A 26,997-nucleotide genomic window follows, 5' to 3' on the forward strand; every position below is an offset into this window, starting at 1 on the left:
CCTAGATCGACACTCATAACCGGCCTTTCGTGTAGGCATCTTCAATCCGCTGCTCGTCTGGGGTCAGTTCCTGGCCCAGGGCAGCACGGACAACGTTGGTGGTCAAAACGACGTTGTTGCTGGCCTTCGAGACGCGTCCACCGATCAGGGCGCGGCCTTCCCAGAGGGATTCGTTGGATCGACGCCAGTCAATGCTGTCCAGGCCGGCCAGTTGTTCTTGCCACTGGTCGGCATTGGGGTAATCGCGGATCAGCGTATTCCCGACGCGCCCCAAGGCGTGCAAGGCAATGCCATGGCTGTGGATGAACTCGCTGCGGGCCGTGCCGGCACTGAGCTCACCGCGCTGGACGGCGTGCCAGTCCGGGAAGTGATGGGCCACGGCCTCCCAGTAGCGCCGGGCCACAGTGGCCGCCTCCTCCACCGTCTCGAAGCGGCTTCCGGCCAGGAGCACCTGCGTGGCGTTATAGATCGCCGAGAGGGTGAAGAGCTTGCGGCTGCGTTTCGACAAAGTGCTGCGTTCCATCTCCACGATGCTGCGGAAGAAATCGGACTGCAGCACGATCAGACGCGCGATCCCGGAGTCGTCGTCCCGGTGGTCGTAGAGCACGCCGATGCTCTTGGCTGGCCGCACGGCGTGGCGGTTGAGGTCGGCGAACATCTGCTGGGAACGGGCGAGGCCTTCGTCGGCGAAGATGACGATGGGGATGGTTTCCTCAGCCAAGCTGGGATCTGCCCGCATGGCTTCCTCGATAGCCGCTCGACGGTGTTGGCCATCGTTAATGAGGAAGTGAGAGTCCATCGACAGGTGCAAGACCCCGAGGCGATGGGCGTGGCCGCTCTCCTCCTGCGCCTCGAAGGTCATCGACCCGTCCACACAAGCGGTCAAGGAACTGAAGACGTAGTCGTGTCGGTTGTCCAGGATGTAATGGACCAGTGCGGGCACCCGGTTCCGGTTCAAGGCTCGCTGAGCGCGCAGCTCGGCAGGAACGTCCTCTTCGTCGAAGTGGAAGAGGCGCGGCAGGTACCGCAAGGGGCACATGATCACGTAGAACTCTCGGCCTGCCTGGATCCCGCGCATGGCCGGGAAGGACACGGAGAAGTCCATGACGGTCGATGCGGGACGTTGTTGGCTGCTCACATCAGTCCACGATAGTACGTTTCTTTGATAACGTACAAACAGGATTAGAATCGCGTACAGGACCGGATGAGGCGAGGGCTCAATGGAACCGATTTACATGGACATGGCGGCGACGACCCCCGTATCAGAACGCGTCTCAAGCGTGGTCACCCGTTACATGGTGGAGGAGTTCGGCAACGCCGGCAGCCGCACCCATGAGTGGGGCACGGTGGCCAAGAAGGCGGTAGGACAAGCACGCAAGACTATCGCGCAGGAGGCAGGGTGCGCTCCGGAGGAGGTGATCTTCACCAGCGGGGCCACCGAGGCGGACAACATTGCCTTGCTGGGTCTCGCCCCCTATGGGGAAGCCCACGGCCGGAGGCACATCATCTCGTGCGCCACCGAGCACAAGGCCGTCCTGGAGCCTTTGGAGCACCTGGCCGCCAAGGGGTTCGAGGTGGAGCTGCTTCAACCCGATGAAGGCGGACGTCTATCGGTGGAGGCGGTCATGGAGCGGGTGCGCGAGGACACGTTGGTGGTCTCCCTCATGCACGTCAACAACGAGACCGGAGTGCGTCACCCAGTGGCTCAGATCGCCGAGTACCTCCGGTCGACGGGCACCTACTTCCATGTTGACGCCGCCCAGAGCTTCGCCAAGTGGTCGCAGGAAGATCTCCAGGCCCCGATCGACTTGGTAAGCATCAGCGGTCACAAGCTGGGCGCCCCTAAGGGCATCGGCGCTTTGGTCACTCGTCGCCGCGGGTACCGCAGGCCCCCGCTGGAGCCCTTGATGTTCGGCGGGGGCCAAGAGCGCAGCCTGCGGCCGGGCACGTTGTCGGTCGCCCTTATCGTGGGGCTGGCAGAAGCGGTCAGGGAACGGCGTGACACCCATCAGGAATGGCTTGAGGACACCGTGGATTTCCGGCGCAGACTGATGGCCTTGATTGCCTCTCTGGGGGGCGTCTTCAACGGAGACCAACACGATGTTGCCCCGCACATCCTGAACGTCAGCATCCCTGGCGTTGATAGCGAAGCGCTGATCGTGGCGCTGCGGGATGCGGCGGCCGTAGCCGCCGGTTCGGCGTGCACCAGCAGCCGCTACACCCCCTCGCACGTCTTGACGGCCATGGGCCTGGACGAGGACCGGGTGGCTGGGGCGATCCGGCTGTCCTGGTGGGGGAATCCCCTGGACGACCTCAGCCCTATCGAAGGAACCATGCGGTCGCTGTTGCCGTCATGATGTTCTGCGGATGAGGCGGTGTCCGCGCAATTCCACGCCGCACCGAGCCAGCTCTGCTTCCCAGCCCTCTTCGAGACCAATGCGAGCTGGATCTTCGTAGAGGCCATGGCGCGCCTCCGCAAGCGTCAAGCGCTGGTACTTCGGCACATCGGGATGATCTGCTGCCAGGAACTCGTGCTTGCGGTGAAGCAGGGGGCGGTTTTGACGCGTGGCGAAGTCCTGCATGTCTGCCTCCAGGGTCTCTAGGGAGACCCCGTAGGTCCATGCCAGGCGGGGATGAGGATCAGTCTTAAAGTCAGGATAAGCCGACCAGGCAACCCGACGGCCACTGTGGTTGAGCTTGAGAATGTTCCAGCCAGCAGGACGCCCCGCAGCCACCGCGCCGCAGTGTTCATACAAACGCAAGGCGATGGGCATCTGCGAGGTGGCGCTGCTGTGGACGTACAGAGCAGTGGGCGTGAGCTTCCCGACCGAGTTGCGCATCGCCCCGCGGAGATAGGTGTCATCTCGAAGTTTGATCAACAACCGGTCAGCACGCTGGCATGCCTGCCGGTACGAGGCAAAGTGTGCCCGAACGTCTTCCTGTACCGCCAAAGGCATGTCTGCCAGCCTTCCGCGCCCCTCAAACATCGCCATGGCCAGGAAAAGGATGGTGTCTAGTGTCGCCCGTCGAGCCCCATTCTCTATCTCGGCAGGCGACAGGGATGTTGAGATGAGGCGACGCAGCTGGGTGGTGCTCAAGATGCTCAGCTCGGGCAAGTGCGCTGCTGGCACCTCCTCGAACTTGGGCGCGCGGCCGTGGCGTCGAGCAAAATCCAGGAGGGCCTCGACCGTGCTGGCCGAGGTCTCATACCCGAACGCCCCCCCAGCTGATACGTCGCGCGCCAGATAGCCCAGACGATCGTGAGCCGACCGGAAGGCGTAGACGGTACCCGGCCGCGGCGAAACCACATGGACGTCAGTTACCTCGCTCACCAGGTGGCGAAGCTCTGAAATGGCGTAGAGGTGTTGAAAGGTTTCCCTGCTGGTCAGCGTCCCATCAGCCATCGATGACCCTCGGACCCGACGTTGGTCCCACGTCAAGCGCACGCTCACCGCCAACACCCCTGTGCAATGCCGCCACGCATTGCGCAACGTTTCCTGGCGCTCTAGAGGGTCCTCAATGACGTTGAGGACATAGGTGAGAAAGACCAGCTGGTAGTGCCCCAGGGGAACGTCAGAGGCGAAATGCGGGTCCCACCCCACTGCCTCATGCCCCAGCTGACACAGTCGAGCAACGTCCTGGCCTCGGCCGCATCCGTAGTCCAGGACCGAGGGACTGCCTTGGAACAAGCCATCGGCCAGGGCCTGTCGAACTGGTGCGGAGAGGTCCGAGCGGCCGATGGCCGTTTTTTGACGCTGTGATCCCCAACCTTGCGGGTCCATAAGGCTCCCTTGTCCCAACGCCTGGCATGTCCCTCAACGATATCGGCGCCGCTTGACGGTATGTAGTGACCGCCTGGGGCGGGGCGGTCACTACATACGTCTAGCCCCAGGTCGTCTAGCCCCAGGTCACGCCCCCGAGGAGGTCACCCACCGATACAGGTTTGGCCCCGCCATCGCGGGCGAAAGCTTCGGTGACCAGATCAAGGACCACCAGCGCGGCGGGCTGGTGCTGGACATTGACCTGCTCCTGGATGTACTCCAGGCCGCCATTGGCATACTCCTCAAAAATTTTGATGCGCTCTTCAATACGGGACGCATCCATAATCTCGGGGTCGTCCGCCACGACATTGGCCACAATCATATTAATCAGTGTTTCACTGAACGTTGGTGCTGTGAGGGTGTCATAGCGGATGGGGTCACCGGCAATGGCATTGAACTGAACCCGCCGCTCATAGCGGAAGCCGACGGCTGCCGCGAAGAGCAGGATGTCCCTCAATGCGGGAAACCGTGCATCGGTCTGTAGCTCGATCATCAGGGCTTCATGTTCCTGTGGCCGCCGGATGCGGACGTCAACGGGTGTGTTCGTCACATGATCACCTTTAGTTGGGAGTGATCCGATTCAGCGGACCGGATGTATGGGTAAGACTTGTTATTGAGCTCTATATCGTCCACCACGTTGCCCGGGGCAGTCGTATGAGTCTCGATAACCCCGAGGTGACTGACGTAGGGCATCAGTTCGCTGACAACCTTACCGAGGCCCTGGCTTTTGCTCACCAGGACGATTAGCTGCGGCGCCATTTTGGCTAGTGCCCGGGCGACGGTCTCCTGGTAATCCTGGTCCAGTGATCCAAAGGCTGCGTCCATCACGATTGGATAGGTGCCGGCGTCTTCAGCGGGATGTCCCTCGGCTCGGCTCCCCTTGCGGATTTCGCGCGCGAGCTTGGAAACCGCGGCCACAAAGCTGAGGCTTAGAATCTGGTTTTCCCCGGTCGACTTTGGCACGGGCAGTTCGACATCTCCCACCGTCTTGTACAGAGTCAGTTCAAACCCTGCACTGAGCTTTGGGACATGGTTCTGGTGGGTAATGCTTTTGAAGACGGTCTTCAGCTCGGCGTCGAGTCGCCGACGCATGTCCTCTTCGCGGATGGCGAGGATCTCTTTGAGCGCCTTTTCGACTGACTGGACAAGGTCTGAGCGTGACCGTGCCTTGGCGGCAAGCTCATCGGTGACCTCCGCCCGGGACCGTTCCTTGGTTCTCGTCTCGATGTCTTTGGCGATAGTCCGGAGCTCGGCCTCGATCGCACCCTTGCTCTGGTTCTGGGAGGCGATGCGGCTGTCGAGTTCCATTCTCTTCGTCTCCAAGTCCTGGACGCCCTCCATGCGGCTGTTGCGCAGCTTGCCGTCCAACTCGGATTTTTGTTCCTCAAGACTGGCGACCAGATCGCGCTCATCACCGATGCGCTTCATTAGCGTGGCAAGGGACTCACGCAACTCATCGCGGGCTCCTGCTAAGGGAGCAATCTGACCGCTGAGCCGTTGCCAAACAGTTTCGACAGCCTGCAGTCCGGCGCGCTGGCGCCACTGTTTGACGTGCTCCCAGGGCGTGGTGTGTTCCGTCAGCGGTGTTCCACAGATGCACGCGCCGTCGTGGAGCAACTGGTCGACAAACTCACGCTTGAGTGGGGCGGGAAGTGCGCCCTTCTCGTACAGGCGGTCGGCTATGGTCTGCGTGGATTTGCCGAGCGTGTCGGTGAAGGCCTGGAAACCGCGAGTAGCCACCAGTGCAGCGCGCTCCGCGATGGCTGAATCGCGTGCGGCCCGTGCCGCCTCCAGCTGATTGGTCACTGCATCACGCTTGGCTTGGATGGGTGCCGCCTCGGCGTGCTGGCGCAGCAGTTCAATGGTGCGGTCGCGCTCTTCGGTCAGAGTTGCCAGCTTGCCTTCGAGCACTTGCAGATCCTCGCGCGCGTCGGTCTGCCGCTCAGTGAGCGTGTCGATGGCTTCTTGAATCTTGGTGGTCTTGTCGCCACCATGCCTTTTCAGCTCATCCGTCAGCTTGCGATTCACCTTGGGGAGGTGACCGAGGGCACGTTCGACCTGCTCAAGATCGAGCAGCACCTTAATGTCCTTCTGTACCTCGGCGTAGGCACCTTTCTTGACCAAGTTTTCGATGCGCTCACCGTTGAAAAAAAAGAAGCGGCTGACTCCCGGCGGGAGGATGCTTTTGATCTTTTCCTGCGGGGCGCCAACAATTTCCGACGAGCCGTCCGGCTTGGTCATCCACAGCTGGATTTCAGGGGAAGAAGAGCCCTGGTGGTCCGACTCCTTGCGGAGTGTTGCACTGCGAAGCAGACGGTAGTTGCGACCCTCGTGCTCAAAAAGTACTTCAACGGCAACCTCGGCAGACTCACCGATCGATAGGTTGCGCCAAACAATGTCGGTCACCATGCGCTCCTGCTGCTCGACATCGTCTGACATCGAGCCGTAGAGCGCCCATGAAAAGGCGTTCAGAAAGGTGGTCTTGCCAGCGCCATTGGCGCCGAACAGCAGAGAGACCGGCTTGATGGCGTCCGAGCTTAGCTCAAAGGTCTGCGTGCCCTGGAATTGGCGGAAATTGGTCAGCGTAATTGACTGGAGCTTCACGGAATGATCTCTTTCACTGCAACCAACAGGTCATCAGTTGCTTCATAGGCGGTGAGGTGAAGTTTGGCCCGCTCAATCTCCAGCACGCGCTTCAGAAGCGCGCGCTCCTCGTTACTCAGTTCTTCAAGCACCATCTTCTCGGTGCGTTCTTCAATCACTTGTGACCTTCCATTGACGTGGGTTGTCTCATCGTTGGTACCTACATGTCCATGAGTTGGTAGCGCTCCTTAAGTGGACGCAGCACCTCCAGTGTGGCCTCGTAGTTGTCCGATAGTTTCCCAAACTCATTAGCCCTTTGGAGCTCGCGAGTGAGCAGGGCTCGTTCCACCGTGAAGTTGATCGGTGTTCCCGACGGTGGCACTGCCAAGTAGTCGAATATCTCAGCACGCTCCTTGCCCTCAGCCCGCCGCAACAGACGACCGCGACGCTGGATGAACTGTCGAGGATTGCTGCTGCTGGCCAGTAGATAGCCAGTTCGGGCGTCGGGAATATCCACGCCTTCGTCCAGGCAACGCATGGCCACCAGGACACGGAGATCGTCACCGGTGCTAAAACGCCGAAGCAACTTTTTGCGTTCAATCCGCGGCGTCTCTGAGATGTACGGGTGAGCCGATAGGCGAAGTTCGTTGCCCACCATGTTCATAACCTCGCGGAGCTGGTTGGGGCCCTGGGGATCTCCGGGCTCGGTTGGGCGATGTCCCTCGGCACAGTAAACGAGCTGGAACCATGAGGAGCTCCGAGCGGACAAGTCTTCCCGCAGTGCTGAGAGTTTTCCTGCCGCATGCCCGAGCACCCCGGCCCGTTGGCGCAACAGAAAGCCAAGCGGAGAGTGGGGATCGGCCTTGCTCAGCTCCTCACCGGCCGCCATCCGAGCGGCGATCTGAGCAGTCAGATCAACATACAGATTAGCCTCGTAGTCGTTGAGCTCGACCAGACGGGGCATGTAAAGATACCGGGTCAAAGCACCCATCTCGATGGCCTCTCCAAGCCCCAGCTCGAACACGATTGGGCCAAAGTAGTCGATGAGGGCGTCGGTACCCTCATCGTCAAACCAGCGCTCAGGTGTGGCTGACAGTGCCAGTCGGTAGGTGGCATTTCCCGGCAACGACGAGCGATAACTCAACGAGCCAAAGTTATGAGCCTCATCAGCGATGATGAGCATCGGCTGTGTAATCCGTGACAGCACCGACTGGAACTTCTCACCAGAGAATGAGGCGTTAGTAGCCACTATGGCCACGATCGGCCGCTGACCCATGCGGGCTTCGGCCAACTGTTCCTCCACGACCGGCAACCACTTCCGGCTCGACTCGTACACCGCCACCGGCCGGATCCCGAAATCCTGAACCTCAGTAATCCACTGGTCCACCAAGTGCTGAAGCGGTGCCACAATCAAAATGACGAGAGGCTGCTCGTGCTGCCGCAACGCATTTCCAAGCTGTGTCGCCGCAATCATGGCAGTCTTGGTCTTACCGGTACCTGTGGCCATCTTAAGGATTCCCCGTCCCTGGCACGCCAACCACGCTTGGACAGCATCCTTTTGGTAATCACGCACCGTCAGCCGATCTGGGATGCTTAGCCGGAGCGGTTCCTCGACCGCAGCCACCGAAGGAGTAAGGGCATTATCTCGCCCCGGCACGGAACGATGGGGCCGCTCACTCCCGAGCCTAATGAGATGCTCACGAGCAACGTCTGGAAAGCGAGTGACGCTAAGATTCGGCGTTTGGTTGGCCCACATTGCTTGGAAGTCCGCCTCCAATCGGAGCGCACGGGCGCCGTCACCGGCCACCCAGCCGCGGTAGACCTCGACGGACTCGAAATTGGCCATCAAGCCACCGTAGGTCTCGTTGCTGCTGCCGGTGAATCCCACCAGATCACCCAGTTCGTCGCGGAAAACACCAATTTTCTCGTGGTAGATCCCGACGCGTCCTTCGTGCTGGACAAACGCCAGCTTGATGTCCAGTCGTCCCTCGGCGATGAGCCGGCCAAGCAAGCTCAGCCCGTCCAGCACAGTGTCGCAGGACTCCATTTCCAGCTCGCGGACCGTGGCTCGCTCGATTACCTGGCGGACCTCATAGCCCCGATCGATGTCCATAACGTCGTCTTCGTCAAGGTGGGGCGAAGCAATCAGGCGCATCGACCCACCGCGCTTGGCGAAGGTCTCAATGCCCCTCGCGTAGAGCGCCAAACTGGTCGAGGTGAAGTAACCAACCGCCCGGCTGTAGCTGCTCGCAACAGTAAAGGCCGGCACAAAAAAGTTCGCGACCACATCCTCCTGATCACTACGGTATCGATCGCTCAAAACAAGAGAGCGAAGGCCGCATGGTGTGACGCTCACAGCAGATCCAAGATCGCGTCGACATCGGCCTGAGGGGTGGGCAGCTCCGAGGTTTGTCCCGTCTCCAACATCTGGCGGGCATCGATGAGCAGGTCGGCAATATCGCTGTCCCCACGATCGCGGTACCCGCCGATCAAGCTGTTGACCGGCGAAGCTTCAGGTAGCCCAATGGCTGCCGTCAGATCGGCCCTGGCCTGGTTAATACCGGTTGTTGTCGGTGCTCCGATCAGGATGAGGGCGTCCACTAATGGGTTGCCGGTCAAATCAGGGGCTACCTCAAACGTGAAGGTGCCGTTGTCGTGGATGACAAGAAAGGCCTCGGTGCCAGTAGCTACGTCCCCCTCCATGAGGAAGCGCCGAATAGTGCCGAACTGGGGCTGGCTTCCCGTCCAGGCTACGGACTGTGGGCCGAGTCTCGATTCAAGTTGCCGGGTCTCGCCGAATTGCAGATCGAGAATACTGGCGATCGCCATGGGGGCAGCCGATCCGCTACCGCGAAGATGGTCGGTCGTGATCCGAACACGGTAGCTCCAGGCCCCGGGACGTCGAAACATTCGTCGCGTTTGCTCGGGGGTTTTGCGGATCTCCCGGTCGCCCACCGCCAAGCGCACAATTCCTCCCCTGCAGGTGAACGGTGGTGCACTGGCGTAAGCGATGACACTGCTGGCGCTCACGGTGTATTGCCCCGTGATGTACTCGACCAGCTCGTTCAGCTCCGCGCGGCCTCTGCTATGTGCCACTTGCTCTCGTATGATCGACCGGATTCCCGCGTAGGCCTCCAGCCCCCACTCCTTGAGCGCCCATAGATCTCGGTCGACCCGTTCGAAGCGTTCATCCGTGCCCATCGCGTTGCGCAGTGATCCGGCGCTGCGCTCGAACACGAATCGGTCGAGGATCTCCTGGGCGCTGAGTGGCGACCCGGCGATTGATAGAATGGCGGCCCCGTAATCGCCAACGGACTGAGTGCGAGTCAGCACATGTCCACCCTCAATGATGTAGCCACAGTACGTCAGCCATGCTGTCGTCAGTTCGATCCGGCACTCGGGCCGACTGGTTTCGACGAGGTTTAGGTCATCGAGAAGCACTACTCCGTACGCATTGGCGCGCTCCTGGAGTTGTGTTTGGGTCATGGTTTGGGCCGAGGACATAGTTGGGACGACGCACCAACCGTCTTCAATCTCATAGACGTCCTCAAGCCGGTCGAGTACCCGCCAGGCAGGCTGTTGGACAGACTTGACCATCTTGCCTAATGCTGGCATGACCGCCAGCAAATCCTTGAGCGGACGGATCGTCCCAGTAAGCGTGCGGACGGTATCAGCGACCATTTCCAGGGCGCTGCCATCCACGATGCAACCGAGCATCGCGCCACGCGCCTTGCCCTCGATCTGGCGGATACGCTCCCTCGTGACGCCGTGGGCATGCCCTAATTCATCCAGGGTCATCGCATCGTCCGCAAACAGACGGTTGGCGAGGACGTGCACCGCGCGTTTGTCGATGTTGTTTAGGGCCCTGTCGAACAGGCTCGCGATGTCCATCCCCAGCTCTGCTTCATCGAGGACGTCCTCGGTTCGCAACTCCTCCAGCCGCAACCGCGCCTTGAGAATCTCATCCGGTGCCCCTAAGGGGAGGGAGCTACTCAGGAGCTGCTGGCGATGCAGGCCAATGGTGGCATACCATCGCGCAATCTGAGTAAGGTCATTGGCGAGCGATGATATGTAATCCGGTAAGCGAACCTCCTCCGTGAGCGTCGTACCCGAGATGGGTGACTGATACTCGTCGAGGGACGAAGATGGTGGGTTCGGAACTCGATATTCATCGATGGATACAATCTCGAAACTGGTCGCGTTAGGCAACGTCATCACTGGTGGTGTTGCCAGCGAGGTTGAGACGTCAGCCAACGCCTGGAGCATTGCATCAACCGTGCCGATGCCTACCTGCTGCCAATCCATGATTGACTCCAGCGTTAGGCTGGCAATATCGGCGCCCTGCACAATGCCACGCCGTCCGAGCGCATTAACTGCTCGGACGGGCAGCTCAAGCCGTTGCAGTTCTATTTCGGGCGAGAGGCCCGGGAAGACCTGCCCGATCGTCCAACGTGTCAAGCGCTCCATGGCAAGTTCCGCAATCTGCGCGAGACGCTGACGGCGCACGACGGCGCCTGTGTCGTCAATGGCATCGTTCCACCACACCTCGGCATGTGGATCTGCGGCCCCCTTGATCCAAGGGAACGCGTCAAGCCAACTACGCGGGCGCAGGCTGTCGAACGGGGGGTTCTCGATCATGCGGGGTCACTCTTTCTCACCGAGGTTGCGCTAGGTATAGCGGTGAACCCCGACAGTGCATCGTGCTGGACCAGGATGGCTCCCAGTGACAAGTTGTTCAAACAAATCAATGACAACGGCGTGTCCCCTGATCAGGAAAAGAGAATTTTCGTACTTTGGCGTGGAGGTAGTGCTTCGAGGGTAAGCGTGCCGCTGAAGTCAGCGTGTAGTAGAGGGTGTCTTGGGTAGCTCCCAGAGTTGGTCGAATTCTTGCGAGATCAGGGGCCAGACCAGCCGGCGACCCTCCTCAACCGAGTCGATCTCATCAGCTAAGGGTCCGAGGACGACGAAGTCGTGGGGGATGATTCTGCCGGCTCTGTCCTGCCGCCCCCGAGGGTCCGGAAACCGCAGCGCCCCCTTCTCTGCTACGCGGCACCAAACCTCCGACTCGTCCCCGACACCCGAAAAGACCTCGTCGTAGACCAGGAGCGGGTCCTCGTAGCCCCCGTTTCGGAGAAACCGGAAGCCCCAGGTCCGTCCCCGGGTGGCCCAGATGAGGCTCATCGACGGCTCCTGAGAAAGGTCTGCTCCTCTTCGCCCTTCTCTAGATCCATCTGGAAGCGGGTCAAGGCGGCTCTCAGGTAGTCTCGCTGGGCCAACGCTTCGGCATTGATCTCCCGGAGCTTGTCCCCGGCGAGCTTTGCCGCCTCGTCCACGACTTTGAGATCGACGAGGTGCAGCATCATTCCTATGGGGCCCGGCAACTTGGCCTTGCCGCTGAGCAGCGCGGTGGCCACGGCCAGACCCCTGGCCCTGACCAGCAGCTGCTCGCCCACTTTCCCCGGGATCAGCTTCGCCTGAGCCCACCGGAGGTGTCGCTCGAAGGGGAGCATGGCGGCCAGCGGCAGGATCAGCTCCAGACCGATGCGCTCGGTCACCTCGATCTCGCCTGCGGCGAACTTCGCCGAGGAGAGCAGCACGAAGTCCTCACCGACTGACAATGCGTCGCCTGCCTCCACCAGCCCGGCAATCACCCTGCGCAGTTCCTCTACGTCGTCGCAGGCCTTCTCGATGATCGGATCCCTGAGCTTGAACACGTCCAGGTCCGGCAGCAGGTCGGACTTGGACAGCGCCATGATCCAGATCCGCGGAAAGGCGACGAGTGGCTTGCCGTCATCCAGTAGGTCGTCCTTGAGCGAAAGCAGTCCGTTGCGGACGTTGCCCAGCACCGACTTGAGGTACCGTTCCTCCTCCCCGGAGTTGTCCAGCAGCCGCTGGCCGTCCACCAGCAGGAGTGCGACGTCAGACCCCAGCAGGGATTTGAACGTGTCGACCCTGCGCTGGGCCTCCTCTGGCCCGCTCACGTCCTCCTCGAGCCACTCTCCGGGGTAGTCATGCCACACGAGGCGCAGTGCGTCGAACGGCTTGGCCTTCACCCCCTTGGCATCAGCTCCGTCCTTCAGCTTGACCGAGAAGGAGTAGGACGTGGCGGAAAAACGGGTGGGCCCGGGCAGTTGCGCTGAATTCCTCATGCCCAGGTAGTTCCGGTGCAGCCGAGCCCCTTGGCCGATGTCGTCGGCCACGAGGTGGAACAGGCTTTTCTGCAGGTACTGGGGCTCCTGCATGGCTCCGTAGAACGAAGAGACCATGACGGTCTTGCCGCTGCCGCTCTCGCCGAACACAGCAATGTGCTGTTCCCGCTCTTTGCTTTGCATGTGGTAATCGTACGTGAGCCGGCATCCCGCAACCTGCTGGTCACTACCGCGCCGATCTCCGTGGCCCTCACGCCCATGTCCGTCTCCGTGCGAAAACCATAAGTGACTTGCAATACCGCTCCGCATGTCGGCGGCACGTGACAACTGACCCCGTGGCGGCGGGCGGATTCAACGGTGGGTGCTAGAGGTCGTCGCAACACTCCAGGTAGATGAAAGAGATGGATACGGGAACCAGAGGGCGCAAGCGGCGGCTCGTCTTGGAGGACGAGTACTGGGCACTGATTTTCGCGGGCGTGGGCACGCGCGAGACCTGCCCGCTGGTCAGAATCGGGCGCAAGACCGGATACCGGTGGCGGGCCGAGCTCGGCGTGCTGGCTCCCGTCAGATCACCTGCGGCACAGACTTCGGAACGGTACCTGTCGCTGCTGAAACTTAAGCGGATCGGAGTGCTGTGTCGGCGGGGCCTGTCAATACGGGAGATCGCGACCCGGTTGGGTCGGGCCCCCTCGACGATCTCTCGGGAACTGCGGCGCAACACCGCCGAGCACGATCACGAGATTTACAGATCGAGGCTCGGCGATGGCCCGTCACGATCTCGTGGCAGCCTGGTTAGATGAGGGCGTGCACTTTGCCGCCCCGGCCAGCCCGTGGATGCGTGGGCCGAACGAGAACCTAAACGGGTTGCTACGGCAGTACCTCCCTAAAGGCACAACTCTCAGCGTCCACAAGGCGGAGGAACTCCCCAGGTTCGGGAAACTGGTGAACAACCGCCCGCACGAGGCGCTTGGGTGGGCGACCCCGGCCATCGTATTCACAGAGAGATGTCGGGTTGAAAAACGTCGGTGTTGCGACGAACAGTTGAATCCGCCGTCCTGGGGCGCCCATGATCCGTCAGCTTTGGAATCCCAGGATAGGCATTGAAATCAAATTTCAGCAGGCACGTGATTTTTACAGGGAGAATCATGGAATATCGTCTTTATGCTCCGCCATATGCCATGCTAGAGGGCATTTGGGTGGTAAATCTAAATTTGTAAGATGCAACATTTTGTGTATCAAACACTGGAGGGATCGGGAAACCTGAGAATTCAATCAATCCCTCCAGTGCCAGTCAAACTTTTGATAGTTAAGATAACTGAATTATTTTAGTGACCAGGCCTGTACCGCATATTTCGTGGCCATATCAAACTGCCTCGATTCAATGCTGTCAAAGTCCCACTGCTCACTCTTATTGACGAATTGCATTGTAATTTTTGGTAGTGCAAACATTGAGTGCTCATAATCCTTTTGCAAAGGATTGCTCAATTTGTACTTGAAGGCTTTATTTTTGATATGGCTATTTATTGGCTGCTCAAGGCCCAAAAGATTGCCAATCCTGTACAAATAACTATCATAGTTGGGATCCTCTGAGACATGCGTCCAATCAATCTGGGGTTTCTTTGGCATGATGTGCTCGAGATGTTGAGCTGAGCCTTGAGGAAAAGTTTTACCAGACCCTGCAGATATGCTGTCTTCAATCTTCCTGATAATATAAAAACCCATCTTGTTAGTGCTTACGGTAGCCTCGGCGAATTGTTTAACAAATACGGCGTCTGGAGAAGCAGTTTGGAGGTAATCCAACACGACGCTGTCACAAATGCTGCTATTACGCAAATTCCTAGCTGCTTCCGTTATGACACTCTCAAAGGATCCTAAAGGGTTTCTGCCTATGACCACGTAGCGAAAGCAAAAATCTCTGATTCGGCGAGTCCAGGTTTCGAGACTATCGGGGGCATGCATAAACCGAGCAGCAATTGACATTAAAATAGGATATGCAAATCGCTGGTTCAGCGTGTCACGGATTTCTTCAAGATTCTCATTGGTGGTTGTGCTCCATCCAGTATCTCCCTCCACAAGCTGAACAAGTCTACTCGACTCCTCCACAAGATCTTGAGTATATTCCTTGGCGGTTAGAGAGCTGGTATTTAAATGTGTTGTCACTGCCTCGAAAAGTTCACCTGCGCGGATTTGTTTATATTTGGAAACAAAATGATATTGTAAAAACTCCACCAATGTAATTTTTTTGACTTTATCGAGGTTTTTAGCAACCTCTTCCCAGTCTGAAACAACGTGTTGCCGGTCGCCTGAAACATCGGCGCGTCGTACAAGTTCATTCTTAATAAGGTCGGCTTGAGACAAAGCTAGCCCTCGAAAGTTTAGAGTCTCGAAAACCTTATAAGCCATTCTGTGGTCAACTACTTCTAGATGCAAAACCATCATCCCTCCGGTCACCACTTCAACCAGCTGTGAGATGACGGCGTCATGATCAGCTGTCTTTTTTTCTAACGTCGCAACCACTTTTTTATGAAAAAAGCGAACAGCGTCTCGTATTCGTTGACGAACCGGCTGTTTATCTAGCGAAACTGTCGCCCAATAGGCTTCTCTGTCAGCAATTGTAAGTTTTTGTACGACGGTATTGCTGTAAAAATCTTGTTCGCGTGCTAACCTTAACTTAGGGTCGCGCCCGGAAGCGTGAGGTTCGGCAATAAGCGCCAATAGTTGAGTTACAACGTTGGTTCGCATATTCTCGTCTTCAATTTTATTGGCGAACTCGTAAAGGACACTTAGCAGCACTGATATGCTCGTTAGTCGCTGCTGGCCGTCTATAACCTCTGGTTCATTTTTCTTATTTGCTGGCTGTTGAGTAACAACGGCCCCTAAGAAATGTCCTACGATGTCTGTCGCCAGCTGGCCGCCAATAAAGGCTCTATGCCAAGTATGTACAATATCATCCCATAGCTTTTGTAGTTCATCCTCTCCCCAGCTGAAGTCACGCTGATAGTCGGGTATCTCATATGTTGCTTCTTTGAGCAGTTGACCCAGTGTCACTGTGTTAGCTGCTAGAAGGGTTTTAGGATTCAGTAACCTCGACATGACATCCTTCGTAGTTAATATTCTGTGTGGGATCGTGGCAATTATTCGCCGAGACTCCGTCGTACTCAGCGCACCAGTCTGTTGTAGTGCTAGTCCGAACATACCTGCTGTTGCGATTGCTGCTGTCATGACTAGGCCGTGGGCATATGCCTATGCCTTCACCTAGTGGCCCGTTTTTGAAGTCGTTGAGCGGTTGGCTTTCTTGAGGATCTCCGCGCTGGTCTTGGTCTACACGAACGGGTGGCAACGCTCGTTCCAGCCGGTGACGAAGGCCCGGATCCGCTTGTTCAGCTCGGCCACGGAGGCGGCGTCGGCCCGATGCAGGGCCTGGCGCTCGATGATCCCGAACCACACCTCCACCAGGTTCAACCAGGACGCGGAAGTCGGCGTGAAGTGCACCTGGAAGCGTGGGTTCTCGGCCAGCCAGGCCTTGACCTCGGCGGTCTTATGCACGGCGTAGTTGTCCATCACCAGGTGCAGCTCCTGCTCCGGTAGGCCCGGGCCACTTGCTTGAGGAACGCCAGGAACTCCTGGCGCCGGTGCCGCGGCTTGCAGGCCGCCGTCACGTGGCCGGTTGCGATCTCCAGGGCGGCGAACAGGGTCGAGGTCCCGTGCCGGAGGTAGTCGTGGGTGCGCGCCGCCGGCTTCCCCGGTTGCATCGGCCGACCCGGTGCGGTGCGCTCCAGGGCCTGGATCTGGGACTTCTCGTCCACGCACAGCACCACCGCGTTCTCCGGCGGGGCCAGATAGATCCCGACCACGTCGACGACCTTGGCCACCAGTTCCGGATCGGTGGAGAACTTGAAGGTGCCCTCCCGCCAGGGGGCCACCCCGTACTCCCGCCAGGCCTTGGCGACCGTGGTGTGATCGATCCCGAGCCGGGTCGCCAGCAGCCGAGAGGACCAGTGCGTGACCCCGAGCTTCTTCGGCGGGGGCCGCAGGGTGGCGGCCACGATCGCCCGGTGATCGATCCGCCGCGGCCGGCCTGATCGGTCGTGATCAGCCAGCCCCTCGATGCCGGCTGCAGCGTAGCGGGCCCGCCAGGCGATCACGGTGTTGCGGGTCGCACCCACCTCCTGGGCGATCTCGGTGTTGGAGATGCCCTCTGCGGCCAGCAGCACGATCCGCGCCCGCTGGGCCAGCCCGGCCCGCACCGAGGTGGAGCGCACGAGCCGCAACAGCGTCTGCCGGTCGCCCTGGCGCAACAGCAACGGGGCCGCAGGACGGTTTGCCATAACCCCTGACCCCACCGTATCAACCGCTGAGGAACTTCAACCCCTCGGCACTAGGAGGAGGGTGGGACATCGCATAGTTTAGGTCGGTCTATTTTTTTGAAGCGCCGGAGCTTTTCAAAGAATGAACCCACCATAATTTCTGTGCCCACGGAGGCGCTCGGCGACCTCATCCGCCGACCCGCCCACTCGCGGACGTGGCCATCCCCAACCGTGGACGTCGACTTCGTGGCGGCTGGACTTCTGGGCTCGACGGCCCCCGAGGCTGGGGCGTTGCCGATCGTGGTCCGTGGACGTGTGGGAATTCCAACGCCTGGGCAGTTGACCCGGCAGATCAGTGACCACGGCAGCAGCTCATCGTCCATAGTGGCCGACGCGGAGAGTCGCAAGGGGGCCATGGAGCCCACCATCAGTGATTGTCCGGCGTAGGGTTTGCACATGAAACCGAGCAGAGTGCTGGAACAGAACATTGCGGTGTTCGGCGCGAGTGGCAGTGGCAAGACCGTGATGCTCTCTTCGTTCTACGGAGCCACCCAGGAGCCCCAGTACCGGCAGAACAATCTGTTCCACGTCGTGGCGGACGATGCCGGTCAGGGCGCTCGACTGCATCAGAGCTATCTCGGCATGAAGAACTCCGCGAGACTGCCCATGTCCAACCATTTCTCCGCCACGTCCTACTCGTTCTCGGTCAGGCTGAAGGATGAACCTGACGCCAAGGCGATGAAGAAGAAGCCTTTCGACGCTCTGCGTTTGATCTGGCACGACTATCCGGGCGAGTGGTTCGAGCAGGACGTGAGCGGACCGGAGGAGGCCCAGCGCAGGATTGACACGTTCAAGACCTTGCTGGGTTCTGACGTCGCACTCCTGCTCGTGGACGGTCAGTGCCTGCTGGACAACGCCGGGGAGGAAGAACGGTACCTCAAGGCATTGCTGACCACCTTCCACAACGGACTGCTCTCACTCAAGGACGACCTCCTGGAGGGCGGCAAGCCTCTCGTCGAGTTCCCGCGAATCTGGATCATGGCGTTGTCAAAATCTGATCTCCTGCCGAACCTGGACGTGTTCGAGTTCAGGGATCTACTCATCGAGAAGGCCGCCGATGAGATGGCAGACCTGCGCCAGGTGCTCGCGGGGTTGGTGGAAGCGAGCGACGCGCTGTCAGTCGGTGAGGACTTCGTGCTGCTGTCGTCAGCGAAGGTCGACGCGGGCAAGGTCGAGGTTACCGAGCGAATCGGTCTGGACCTGATCCTGCCATTGGCCGCCGTGCTTCCGTTCGAGCGACACCTGCGATGGGCCGAGCTGAAGCTTCTCCCTGGGAAAGTGGGCGAGAAACTGCTGAGTGGTGCCGGAGCTCTGGCCGCCGTGCTGGTCGGAATCAAGATCAAGCCGCCCGGTCCGATCGGCCCTGTGCTGAAGTTTGTCGGTCTTGCTCTCTCACAGGACGTATTGAACGACGCGGCAAAGCTCGCCGGGGACAAACTTCAAGTGCTGAACGCCGATGCTCTGGCCAAGCGGGATTACCTGACTGCCACGCTGACCCGCTTCAAGATGGATCTGGAAGCGGGCGAGAAGAAGCGGATTTTTCTCAGGAGTCTCAGATGAGCCTCATCTGGGCCACTCGGGGGCGGAACTGGGGGTTCCGGTTCCTCCGTGACGGAGGATTCCAGGATCCGCTCCCGGAATACGACGCAGTCTTCTCGGGGGTCGAGGATGAACCGGAAGCCTGGCGCCGCGTCGCCGAGAAGGTGGCACTGCGTTTCCCGGATCCGTTGGGCCGGAAAGACGCGGCCGGCAGAGTCATTCCCCACGAATTCGTCACCTTCGGGCCACTGGCCGAAGACGTCGCCTCGGTAGCGGACGGCCTCCGGCTGATCTGGCCACTGGTCGCCGAAGAATTCGCCCGGGTTTGGGATCGGCCCAGGCCGCCCTCCGCCGGCGCATGACGGCGACGTCACCCTCCGTCGTGCGAGCACGCTCCGGGCTGTCCGTTGCAGCTATGCGACGGGCCGTGCTCTGCGAAGTGTGAATCAGCGTCTGGCTCGAGGGGAGATGCAGTTGCTGCGGCACTGCTGCCGCACTTCAATTTCAGGAGTGGTGCTCCATGACCCACGCGGCCATCCGACGTTTCCGGCCTTCAATGAACTCCAACGTCTTCTCCCGGTACTCCACGTACTCGTCGGTTGTGGTCGGTGTCCCGGAACGCTTGAAGTTGTCGAACGGCAGGTAGAACCGGACCTCGTCGTAGTCGGGTGTCACGAGGTCTTGAAAGTGGAAGAACTCCACGAACTCCGTGAACCCTTCGAAGAGTTCGAAGAAGTCCGCGTAGGCGTTGATGACATCGGCGAGGGGGCTCGACGGTTCTCCTGCGTAGTGACGCCGGATGCACTCGAGGGTGAGGTCCATGCGGTCAGCGATCAGCAGTCTGAACCCGCGCGCCATGTTCATGGTGGGCCGGTCCTTCTTCCTGACGGGCCAGATCATCGCACTGCCGATGGTGTACGGCGGATTCAGGTAGCGGGACCGCTGCTCCTCGTCCAGCGAAGCGATGGCGTTGACCAGAGATCTCGGTCGTGACCAGCGGGTGTAGGAGCTCGTGATGGCGTCGCTGCCGAGAACAAATCCTTGGCCGTCTGCCTCATACGCGAGATACGGGGACAAAGCGCGCCCAGCATGAAGCTCGAACGGCCGCCCGTCAGGGAGCGGTTTGCTCCAGAGAAGTCGGTGGTACCGCCGGAGTGTGGGGCTACGACTGTCGGGGTCCTTGTCCGCCGGAGTGTCGTCGCGAAAGTTGTAGTCGTCGTCGAACTCTCCGGCCTCTCCCATGAGCTGAAGCTATCAGGAGCGGTCGGCGTTGGGTTGCAGTCCTCGGCCGCGCTGTCGCGAGGGAAACGAGTACTGCGTCCACAGTTACCAGACGCGGGAACGAATCCATCCACCTCGGCACCAGCCGGCTCTTCATCTTGCATTTCGATCTTCCCATCCCCTCGAGTTCGGATCATGCTTCAGGAAACATCGTTCGCGCGCGTCCGGGGGGAGATCGGCATGCCGGAGCAGAAGATGGAAAGGCACTACCCGAAAGTGGCGGCACTCCGTCCGCGCACCGAAGGGGATGTTCCCGAAGCCGGGCAACGACAGCTCTACCTGGCGCGCACCGTCATGGCGGAGGCCGCGGAAGCAGAGGCCGCCAGAAGGGCTCCTCGGAATCCGCGGCTGGTGTCGAGCACCCACGGGGAGATCGGCAGGATGTTGTTGGCCATCCCCTCCTATGCCGTCACGGACGTCGACGGCCGCCCGAACCCGTTGGCCGCTGCTTACCGGGACCTGCTGTCCAAGCTCGGCCCGGAGGTCGACCTCGAGGTGATCACCCATGAATCCGTCGAGTCCGACGTGCGTGCCTGGTTCGAGGCCGACCGGCCAGGGGACGTCCACGTCATCACCGTCGCGGACCATCTGCACTTCTCGGTGTGGGCCGAGGACGGCTATGCCATCGTGCAGGACGAGGGCGCGGGAACCCCCGCCTTCGTCGAGCCGTTCTCTTTCCCCCGCTATGCGGACGCACTCCTCGCGGACATCGTGAGCAACCACACCGACATGGGTCATACCCAGGCCCCCCTCTACTTCCAGGGGGGAAACCTGCTCATCGGCGACGACTTCTTCCTGATCGGCGCAGACTATCCCGCCAACTCGCTGGGCTACGTGTATCAAGCGATCATCCCGGCTCCGGGAGAAAGCCCTCCGGCCACCGTTCGACGCCTGTACTCGGAGTACTTGGACAAGTCCCGGGTGATGCACTACGTGGGGAGCACTGTTCCCGTGCCGGCTCAGGCGGTCCGGCCGATCACGGTCGACGGGGCGGAATGGCAGGAGATCGTCCACTTCGGCAACAAGGCCGGAACGGTCCAGCCTCTCTTCCACATCGACATGTTCATCACCCTGGCGGGCAGGGGCGCCGACGGCCGATACCGGCTGCTTGTGGGAGACCCCCGGATGGCGGCGCAGATTCTGGACGTGCCGCTCTGGCCCGGTGCCATGCAGGAGGTGTTCGACAACATCGCACTCCACTTGGAAACCCTGGGCTTCGACGTCCACCGGAATCCCCTTCCGCTCACCCATGTGGACGACCCGGCTGACCGATTGCGCACCTGGTACTTCGCAACCGGCAACAACGCCCTGACGCAGATCGGGAGTGACGGGACGAAGCGCGTGTGGCTGCCCACCTATGGGCACGGCGCATGGAGCGATCTGGCCAGGACGGATGAGGCGAACCGGGATGTCTGGCAGTCCCTCGGTTTCGAGGTCACGATGCTCGGGGACTTCCACCCGTTCGCCGAGAACCTCGGGGCGGTCCACTGCATCAAGAAGTACCTGGACAGAACCGACGGACAGGGGCGCCTTCCCACCTAGGACGGCCGCTCCGCGACGACGGCGGGAGAGAAGCTCCGCGCCGATCCGCCCGCCACGGTGGACGATCCGGTCAGGAGGTCGTGGCCGCGATCTCCCGCGCCACCCGCTTCGCGATCGTCCCGACGTACCCGGTCAGGCCCGGGCGGAACACGTACCCCACGAACCGCAGGCCCGGGGCCACCTCGCGGCCGGTGCCGTCCCGCGGCAGGCCGCGGTCGTCCAGCACGCCGAGGCCGCCAACGAGGTCCTCCAGGCCCGCCCGGTAGCCCGTGGCGGCGATGACGGCGTCGGCGGGCTCGCGCCGGCCGCCGGCCAGGAGCACGCTGCCGCCGTCGAGCCCGACGATGGCGGGGACGCACTCGATCGCTCCGCTGCGGATCTCGTCGAGGACCTCCGCGTCGACGATCGCCGGCGTGACGCCGCGGCTCCTGATCGAGGCCATCGCGCCCTCGGAGGGGCGGGGCAAGCCGTAGGCACTGAGGTCCCCGACCGTCCTGCGCTGGAGGGCGAAGAGCAGCCGGTCCACGAGCGCGTCCGGCAGGCGCAGCAGCAGCGGGACCGGCAGGTCGCCGGGCAGGCCGTGGAGCTCCCGCAGGAGGATGTTGGGCGGGGTGCGCACGGCCAGCAGCACCCGCCGGGCACCGCCGACCGCGAGCTGGTGGGCGATCTCCATCCCGCTGGTGCCGGCGCCGGCGACCACCACCGTGCGCTCCGCGAACGGCGCGGGATTGCGGTAGGCCGAGGAGTGCAGGACCTCGCCGTCGAAGTCTTCGGTGGCCCAGGCCGGCAGCTTCGGCCGGTTGAGGGCGCCGGTGGCGACCACCACGTGCTCGGCGTGCCGCTCGCCGGCCGAGGTGCTGACGCACCAGCCGCCGCTGTCGGGGCGGATCCGGGCGACCTCCACCCCGGTCTCCACGGCCAGGCCGCGGTCGGCGGCGTAGCGCCGCAGATAGGCGATGTACTGGTCGCGGGTGGGGAACTGGCCGTACTCGCGCGGGAACGGCGCCCCGGGCAGCGCGGAGTGGCGCCGGGAGGTGTTGAACCGCAGGGCGTCGTAGCGGCCCGTCCAGGCGGCGCCGGGCTGCGGGCCGCGCTCGAGCACGGTGGCCGGCACGCCCCGGGCGCCCAGCTCGGCGGCGGTGGCCAGGCCCGCCGGGCCGGCGCCGAGGACCAGGACGCGGGGACCGGTGTGCATGGGGCTCCTTCGGATCGTCCGCTCCCGGTGTGGGGCGGGTGGCGCCCGCGGACGCCCCCCGCCCGGGCGGCTCAGCGGATGTTCTGGTTGACGTGGAAGAGGTTGTCCGGATCGTAGCGGTGCTTCACCGCCAGCAGCCGGTCGTAGTTCTCCCGGTAGCCGGCGCGCACCCGGTCCTGGCCCTCCTCCATGATCATGTTCACGTAGGCGCCGCCGAGCGAGTACGGGTGGATGGCGTCCCAGTACCCCGCGCTCCACTCGCGCAGCTCCGCGGCCCGGGCGGGGTCGTGGTCGACCCCGGCGATCACCATGGCCCACGTGGCGTCCCGGTAGCTGAACGCGGTGTCCGTGCGACCGGGGCGGTGGGCGGCGCCGTCGATCGGGTACAGGTGCATGGTCGACTGCACCGTGGGCAGCGTGGCCCCGTGCCGGGCGTGCAGCTCCACCGCCTCGTCGGGGATCTCCCCGATGAAGTCGGCCCGCCAGTACCACTGGTCGCCCGGCGGCAGCAGGGCGTCGAAGGCGGTCTGCAGCATCGGATAGGGCATCGGCTGCACGCCGTCCAGGGCCGGCTGCAGCGCCCGCGCCGGGGCGAGCGCGGCCTCGGCGCCCTCCGCCGGGCCCGTCCAGCACCACACCACCCCGCACATCCGCTGCAGGTGCAGCTCCTCGGGGAACGGAGGGGCGGGCGGGACGATGTGGAAGGCGAAGAACCCGTTGAGGTCCTCCGGGGCGGAGGGCAGGAAGTCGCGGTACCAGCGCAGCAGCTCCGCGGCGCGCTCGACCGGCCACAGCATGGGTCCGCCCACGATCGTGTCGACGGGGTGGAGCCGGAAGGTGAACGCGGTGACCACCCCGAAGTTGCCCCCGCCGCCGCGCAGCGCCCAGAACAGGTCGGGGTGGTGCTCGGCGTCGGCCGTCACGAGGGTCCCGTCGGCGAGCACCACGTCGGCGGCCAGCAGGTTGTCGATCGTCAGGCCGTATCTGCGGGTCAGATAGCCCATCCCGCCGCCGAGGGTCAGGCCGCCGACCCCGGTGGTGGAGATGATCCCGGACGGGCAGGCGAGGCCGAGGGCGTGCGTGGCGTGGTCCACGTCGCCCCACCGCGCCCCTCCTTCGACGACGACGCGGGCGCCGGCAGGATCCACCCGCACCCCGTCCATGGGCGCGAGGTCCAGCACGATCCCGCCCTCGCAGGTGCCCAGGCCGGGGCCGTTGTGCCCGCCGCCGCGCACGGCCAGGTCCAGGCCGGTGTCCCGGGCGGCGGTGACCCCGGCGATGACGTCGGCGACGTCCTGGCACTGCAGGACCAGCGCCGGCCGCCGGTCGATCATCGCGTTGTACACGGCGCGGGCCTCGTCGTAGCCGGGGTCCTCCGGCAGGTACATCCGTCCGCGGGTCCGGCTCCGCAGTCGCTCCAGCGCCTCGGGCGTCAGCGCGCCGGCAGTGGTGGGTGGGACCGCCATGACGGCACCTCCTTCGTGGTCGTGGGCCTGGTGCCCACGATGCTCCCCGGCCCTGTCACGGACCTTTCATCGCGCGGTCAGCGGCGGACAATGGGGGACATGGCACAGGACCCGGTGGAGATCGGCGTCCTGGGGGCGCTCGAGGTCCGGCGCGCCGGGACGCCTGCCGCGCTGCCCGGTGCGCGGCCGCGGGCGGCCCTCGCCGCGCTCGCCGTGCACGCCCCGCACCCGGTCTCCGTGGACGCGCTCGTCGCGGCGGTGTGGGGTGATGACGCGGTGCCGGCCCGGCCGCGCGGCGCCGTGCACACCGTGGTGTCCCGGCTGCGCGCGGTCCTGGGCGGGGAGGCCGTGCGGGCGGGACCGGCGGGCTACTGCCTGGCGCTGCCGGACGGAGCGGTCGACGCCGGCCGCTTCGAGGCGCTCCGCCGGCGGGCCGCCGGGCTGCCGACGGACCAGGCGGCCGGGACGCTCGACGAGGCGCTGGCGCTGTGGCGCGGCCCCGCCTACGCCGAGTTCGCCGACCGCGGCTTCGCGGTGGCCGAGGCCGCGCGGCTGGAGGAGCTGCGGCTGCGGACCGTGGAGGACCGGGCCGTGCTGGCCCTGCAGACGGGGGCCGTCGACGACGCCGTGTCCGCGCTCGAGGAGCTCGTCGCCGAGCAGCCGCTGCGGGAGCGGGCCCACGGGCTGCTCATGACCGCCCTCTACCGCGGTGGCCGGGCGGCGGAGGCCCTCGACCGGTTCGCCGCGCTGCGCCGCACCCTCGCCGGCGAGCTGGGCCTGGACCCCGCACCGGCCCTGCGGGAGCTGCAGCTGCGGATCCTCGGCCACGACCTGCCGGAGGGGCCGTCGTCGTCGCCCGCGCGCCCGGCGCCACCGGCCCGGCAGGTGCCGGCCGCCCCGCCCGTGCCGCCCGCCTGGCGGCCGTCCGCGGACGCCTTCCTCGGGCGGGAGGACGACGTCGAACAGCTGCTGCGGGCCGTGGCCGCGCACCGCCTGGTGTGCGTCACCGGTCCCGGCGGGATCGGCAAGTCCCGGCTCGTCGCCGAGGCCCTGCCCGAACTGTCCCGGCGGCTCGCCCGCCCGGCCGTTGTGGTCGAGCTCGACGACGCCGCCCCCGCGCAGGCGGACGCCCGCGTCGCGGCCGCCCTGGGCCTGGGCGCGGCCGGGAAGCTGCGGACGGCGGTGCTCGAGTACCTCGCGGCCTCCTCGCTCGTCCTCGTCCTCGACGGCTGCGAGCGGGTCCTCGGCGAGGTCCGCCAGCTCGTCGAGGCCGTGGGCCGGGCGGCGCCGCGGGTCCACGTCCTGGCGACGAGCCGGCACCGGCTGGCGCTGCCCGCCGAGCAGGTCCTCCCGCTGGCGCCGCTGCCGCTGCCGAACCCGGCGGACGCCCCGGACCGGGCCGTGCTCACGGCCTCCGTGCGGCTGTTCCTCGACCGGCTGCGCCGCGTCCGTCCGGCCGCCCCGCTTCCCGCGCCGGTTCTGCACGACATCGGCGAGCTGTGCCGCCGCCTCGACGGCCTCCCGCTGGCCCTGGAGCTGGCCGCCGTGCAGGCGGCCGCGCTCGGCGTCCGACCCGTCCTCGAGGGCATCGGGTCGGGGCTGCAGCTCGACGACGGAGCGCACGGGCCGCTGCGGGCCGTCGTCGCCCGGTCGTACGCCCTGCTCGCCCCGCCCGACCGCGCGCTGCTCGGCCGGCTGTCCGCGTTCACCGGCACCTTCGACCTCGAGGCCGCCGAGCAGGTCGCCCCCGAGCCGGGTGAGGCCCGGGCGGGGCTCGCCCGGCTCGTCCAGGCCTCGCTCGTGCTGTCCGTGGAGGACGGCGCGGCCACGCGGTACCGGCTGCTCGGGATCATCCGGGCCTTCGCCGCCGAGCGCGCCGACGACGGCACGGCCGCGGCCTTCTGGGCCTGGGCGGCCGGCCACGCCGAGCGGTGCGCCCGCGAGGCGGCCGGTCCGGCGTGCGGCGCGGCGCTGCGCGGGCTCGAGCTCGCCCGCGGGGACCTGGCCTCCGCCGTCGCCGGCGCCCTCGCGGCCGGTCGCCTCGAACCGGCCGCCCGCACCGTCGGCGCCCTCGGGCTGTGCGTGCACTGGGTCCCGGGCCCGGTGCTGTCCGAGCTGGCTCTGCGGGTCGGGGAGCACCCCGGCCTCGACGGGACCGCGGCCGCCGCGCTCGCCCTCGGAGCCGCCGCGCTCGCCGCCGACGAGCGCGGTGAGCCGGCCCGCGCGCGCCGGCTCGGGGAGCGGGCCCTCCGGGCGGCCTCGACGCCGGCCGAGCGGTACCTGGCGCTGGCGGCCCGGGGCATCGCGGCGATGTACGCCGGGGACCGGGGCGAGGCGGCGCGCTGCTGGCGGGACGTCCTGGTGATTCCCGGCCTGCCGGACGCGTACGCGGTCGACGCCCACGCGGTGCTGGCGCTGGCGCACGCGGCGGACGGGGCGAAGCAGATGGCCGAGGAGCACGCGGTCGCGGCCCGCCGGGCGGCCGAGCGCAGCGGCGCGGCGTCCCGGGTCGCGTTCGCCCTCTACGCGAGCGGGGAGGTGCTGCTGGCCGCTGACCCGGGAGCGGCCGCCGACGTCCTGCGGGAGGCCGCGCGGCTGGCCGATGGTGTGCGCGCCGAGCAGGTCTCGGCGGTCGCCCGGGTGGCGCTGCTCTCCGCGCTCACCCGGACCGGGCGGGCGGCGGAGGCCCTGGAGCTGGCGCGCACGCTGCTCGAGCTCCAGCGGCGCGCCGGCCACTGGCCCCAGCTGTGGACCACGCTGCGGATCCTCGCCGAGCTGTTCGCCGCCGGCGGGCGCCCGGACGCGGCCGAGCTGGTCCTCGCCGCCGCCGAGACGTCCGAGTCGGCCCCCGGGCTGGCCGGCCCCGATGTCGAGCGCTACCGGGCGCTGCGGGCCACCGTGCGGAAGGAGCTCGGTGCGGAGCGCGCGCACCGGATCGCCACGCTCGCGCGGCTGCTCCCGCGCACCGAGGTCCTCGACCGCGCCCGGGACACCGCTGAGGAGCTCAGTGCCCGCCCGTTCCCGGGTCCGGCCGGCACCGCGTAGGGACGCCGC

The 26,997-nt window shown here is 63.9% G+C and carries 18 protein-coding genes and 2 pseudogenes; 6 read left to right on the forward strand and 14 right to left on the reverse strand.

Going from position 1 to position 26,997, the window contains the following annotated elements; translation table 11 throughout:
- Positions 1-13 precede the first annotated feature (13 nt).
- Entirely contained in the window at positions 14-1,105 is a 1,092-nt protein-coding gene (dndB, locus tag RCG67_RS01895; protein WP_368824590.1) for a DNA sulfur modification protein DndB, read from the reverse strand.
- A gap of 115 nt (positions 1,106-1,220) precedes the next feature.
- Here dndB and dndA point away from each other — a divergent pair, with 115 nt between their 5' ends.
- Positions 1,221-2,357, forward strand: a complete 1,137-nt coding sequence (dndA, locus tag RCG67_RS01900) for a cysteine desulfurase DndA (RefSeq protein WP_368824591.1) — start codon at positions 1,221-1,223, stop codon at positions 2,355-2,357.
- On the opposite strand, the gene RCG67_RS01905 is transcribed toward dndA, so the two are convergent.
- The 8 genes from RCG67_RS01905 to RCG67_RS01940 form a co-directional block, all read right to left on the reverse strand.
- Positions 2,352-3,782: a DNA phosphorothioation-associated putative methyltransferase gene (locus tag RCG67_RS01905; RefSeq protein ID WP_368824592.1), complete on the reverse strand. Its 1,431-nt coding sequence runs from the start codon at positions 3,780-3,782 to the stop codon at positions 2,352-2,354. The genes dndA and RCG67_RS01905 overlap by 6 nt on opposite strands.
- Positions 3,783-3,897: 115 nt before the next feature.
- The gene (locus tag RCG67_RS01910) at positions 3,898-4,371 is read right to left on the reverse strand and encodes a DNA phosphorothioation-associated protein 4 (protein WP_368824593.1); all 474 of its coding nucleotides are present in this window, start codon (positions 4,369-4,371) and stop codon (positions 3,898-3,900) included.
- Complete coding sequence (locus tag RCG67_RS01915) at positions 4,368-6,425, reverse strand: AAA family ATPase (RefSeq protein WP_368824594.1); 2,058 nt, start codon at positions 6,423-6,425, stop codon at positions 4,368-4,370. Before RCG67_RS01915 ends, RCG67_RS01910 begins: the two co-directional genes overlap by 4 nt.
- Positions 6,422-6,583, reverse strand: a complete 162-nt coding sequence (locus RCG67_RS01920) for a hypothetical protein (RefSeq protein WP_368824595.1) — start codon at positions 6,581-6,583, stop codon at positions 6,422-6,424. The genes RCG67_RS01915 and RCG67_RS01920 overlap by 4 nt, the downstream gene beginning before the upstream one ends.
- 41 nt (positions 6,584-6,624) lie before the next feature.
- Positions 6,625-8,691, reverse strand: a complete 2,067-nt coding sequence (locus RCG67_RS01925; RefSeq protein ID WP_368824596.1) for a DEAD/DEAH box helicase family protein — start codon at positions 8,689-8,691, stop codon at positions 6,625-6,627.
- Between the two features lie 65 nt (positions 8,692-8,756).
- Positions 8,757-11,042, reverse strand: a complete 2,286-nt coding sequence (locus RCG67_RS01930) for a sigma factor-like helix-turn-helix DNA-binding protein (RefSeq protein ID WP_368824597.1) — start codon at positions 11,040-11,042, stop codon at positions 8,757-8,759.
- 198 nt (positions 11,043-11,240) lie between these two features.
- Positions 11,241-11,585 carry a hypothetical protein gene (locus RCG67_RS01935; protein WP_368824598.1) on the reverse strand — a complete coding sequence of 115 codons (345 nt, stop codon included), beginning with the start codon at positions 11,583-11,585 and terminating at the stop codon, positions 11,241-11,243.
- Positions 11,582-12,736: an ATP/GTP-binding protein gene (locus tag RCG67_RS01940; protein ID WP_368824599.1), complete on the reverse strand. Its 1,155-nt coding sequence runs from the start codon at positions 12,734-12,736 to the stop codon at positions 11,582-11,584. Before RCG67_RS01940 ends, RCG67_RS01935 begins: the two co-directional genes overlap by 4 nt.
- Positions 12,737-13,152: 416 nt before the next feature.
- Here RCG67_RS01940 and RCG67_RS17605 point away from each other — a divergent pair.
- Positions 13,153-13,278 (forward strand): annotated as a pseudogene (locus tag RCG67_RS17605) (helix-turn-helix domain-containing protein); the annotation flags it as partial.
- A gap of 595 nt (positions 13,279-13,873) precedes the next feature.
- Here RCG67_RS17605 and RCG67_RS01955 read toward each other — a convergent pair.
- On the reverse strand, positions 13,874-15,646 hold the full coding sequence (locus RCG67_RS01955; protein ID WP_368824601.1) for a DUF262 domain-containing protein: 1,773 nt from the start codon (positions 15,644-15,646) through the stop codon (positions 13,874-13,876).
- A 228-nt stretch (positions 15,647-15,874) separates the two neighbouring features.
- Positions 15,875-16,881 (reverse strand): annotated as a pseudogene (locus tag RCG67_RS01960) (IS630 family transposase).
- A 435-nt stretch (positions 16,882-17,316) separates the two neighbouring features.
- Here RCG67_RS01960 and RCG67_RS01965 point away from each other — a divergent pair.
- Both RCG67_RS01965 and RCG67_RS01970 read left to right on the forward strand, forming a co-directional pair.
- Positions 17,317-18,480 (forward strand): ATP/GTP-binding protein, encoded by a 1,164-nt coding sequence (locus RCG67_RS01965; protein WP_368824602.1) that lies wholly within the window; start codon positions 17,317-17,319, stop codon positions 18,478-18,480.
- The gene (locus RCG67_RS01970) at positions 18,477-18,821 is read left to right on the forward strand and encodes a hypothetical protein (RefSeq protein ID WP_368824603.1); all 345 of its coding nucleotides are present in this window, start codon (positions 18,477-18,479) and stop codon (positions 18,819-18,821) included. The genes RCG67_RS01965 and RCG67_RS01970 overlap by 4 nt, the downstream gene beginning before the upstream one ends.
- Positions 18,822-18,963: 142 nt before the next feature.
- Here RCG67_RS01970 and RCG67_RS01975 read toward each other — a convergent pair whose 3' ends face one another.
- Positions 18,964-19,701, reverse strand: coding sequence for a DUF6994 family protein (locus RCG67_RS01975; RefSeq protein ID WP_368824604.1), 738 nt, complete (start codon positions 19,699-19,701; stop codon positions 18,964-18,966).
- Positions 19,702-19,920: 219 nt separating this feature from the next.
- Between RCG67_RS01975 and RCG67_RS01980 the strand changes: the two genes are divergently transcribed.
- Complete coding sequence (locus RCG67_RS01980; RefSeq protein WP_368824605.1) at positions 19,921-21,282, forward strand: hypothetical protein; 1,362 nt, start codon at positions 19,921-19,923, stop codon at positions 21,280-21,282.
- A 70-nt stretch (positions 21,283-21,352) separates the two neighbouring features.
- Here RCG67_RS01980 and RCG67_RS01985 read toward each other — a convergent pair whose 3' ends face one another.
- Positions 21,353-22,477: a flavin-containing monooxygenase gene (locus RCG67_RS01985; protein ID WP_368824606.1), complete on the reverse strand. Its 1,125-nt coding sequence runs from the start codon at positions 22,475-22,477 to the stop codon at positions 21,353-21,355.
- Positions 22,478-22,548: 71 nt separating this feature from the next.
- Complete coding sequence (locus RCG67_RS01990) at positions 22,549-23,943, reverse strand: FAD-binding oxidoreductase (RefSeq protein ID WP_368824607.1); 1,395 nt, start codon at positions 23,941-23,943, stop codon at positions 22,549-22,551.
- Positions 23,944-24,042: 99 nt separating this feature from the next.
- Here RCG67_RS01990 and RCG67_RS01995 point away from each other — a divergent pair, with 99 nt between their 5' ends.
- Positions 24,043-26,988, forward strand: coding sequence for an AfsR/SARP family transcriptional regulator (locus RCG67_RS01995; protein ID WP_368824608.1), 2,946 nt, complete (start codon positions 24,043-24,045; stop codon positions 26,986-26,988).
- The last annotated feature ends 9 nt before the right edge of the window (positions 26,989-26,997 follow it).

Source organism: Kocuria cellulosilytica (assembly GCF_040981245.1).
GTDB lineage: Bacteria > Actinomycetota > Actinomycetes > Actinomycetales > Micrococcaceae > Kocuria > Kocuria cellulosilytica.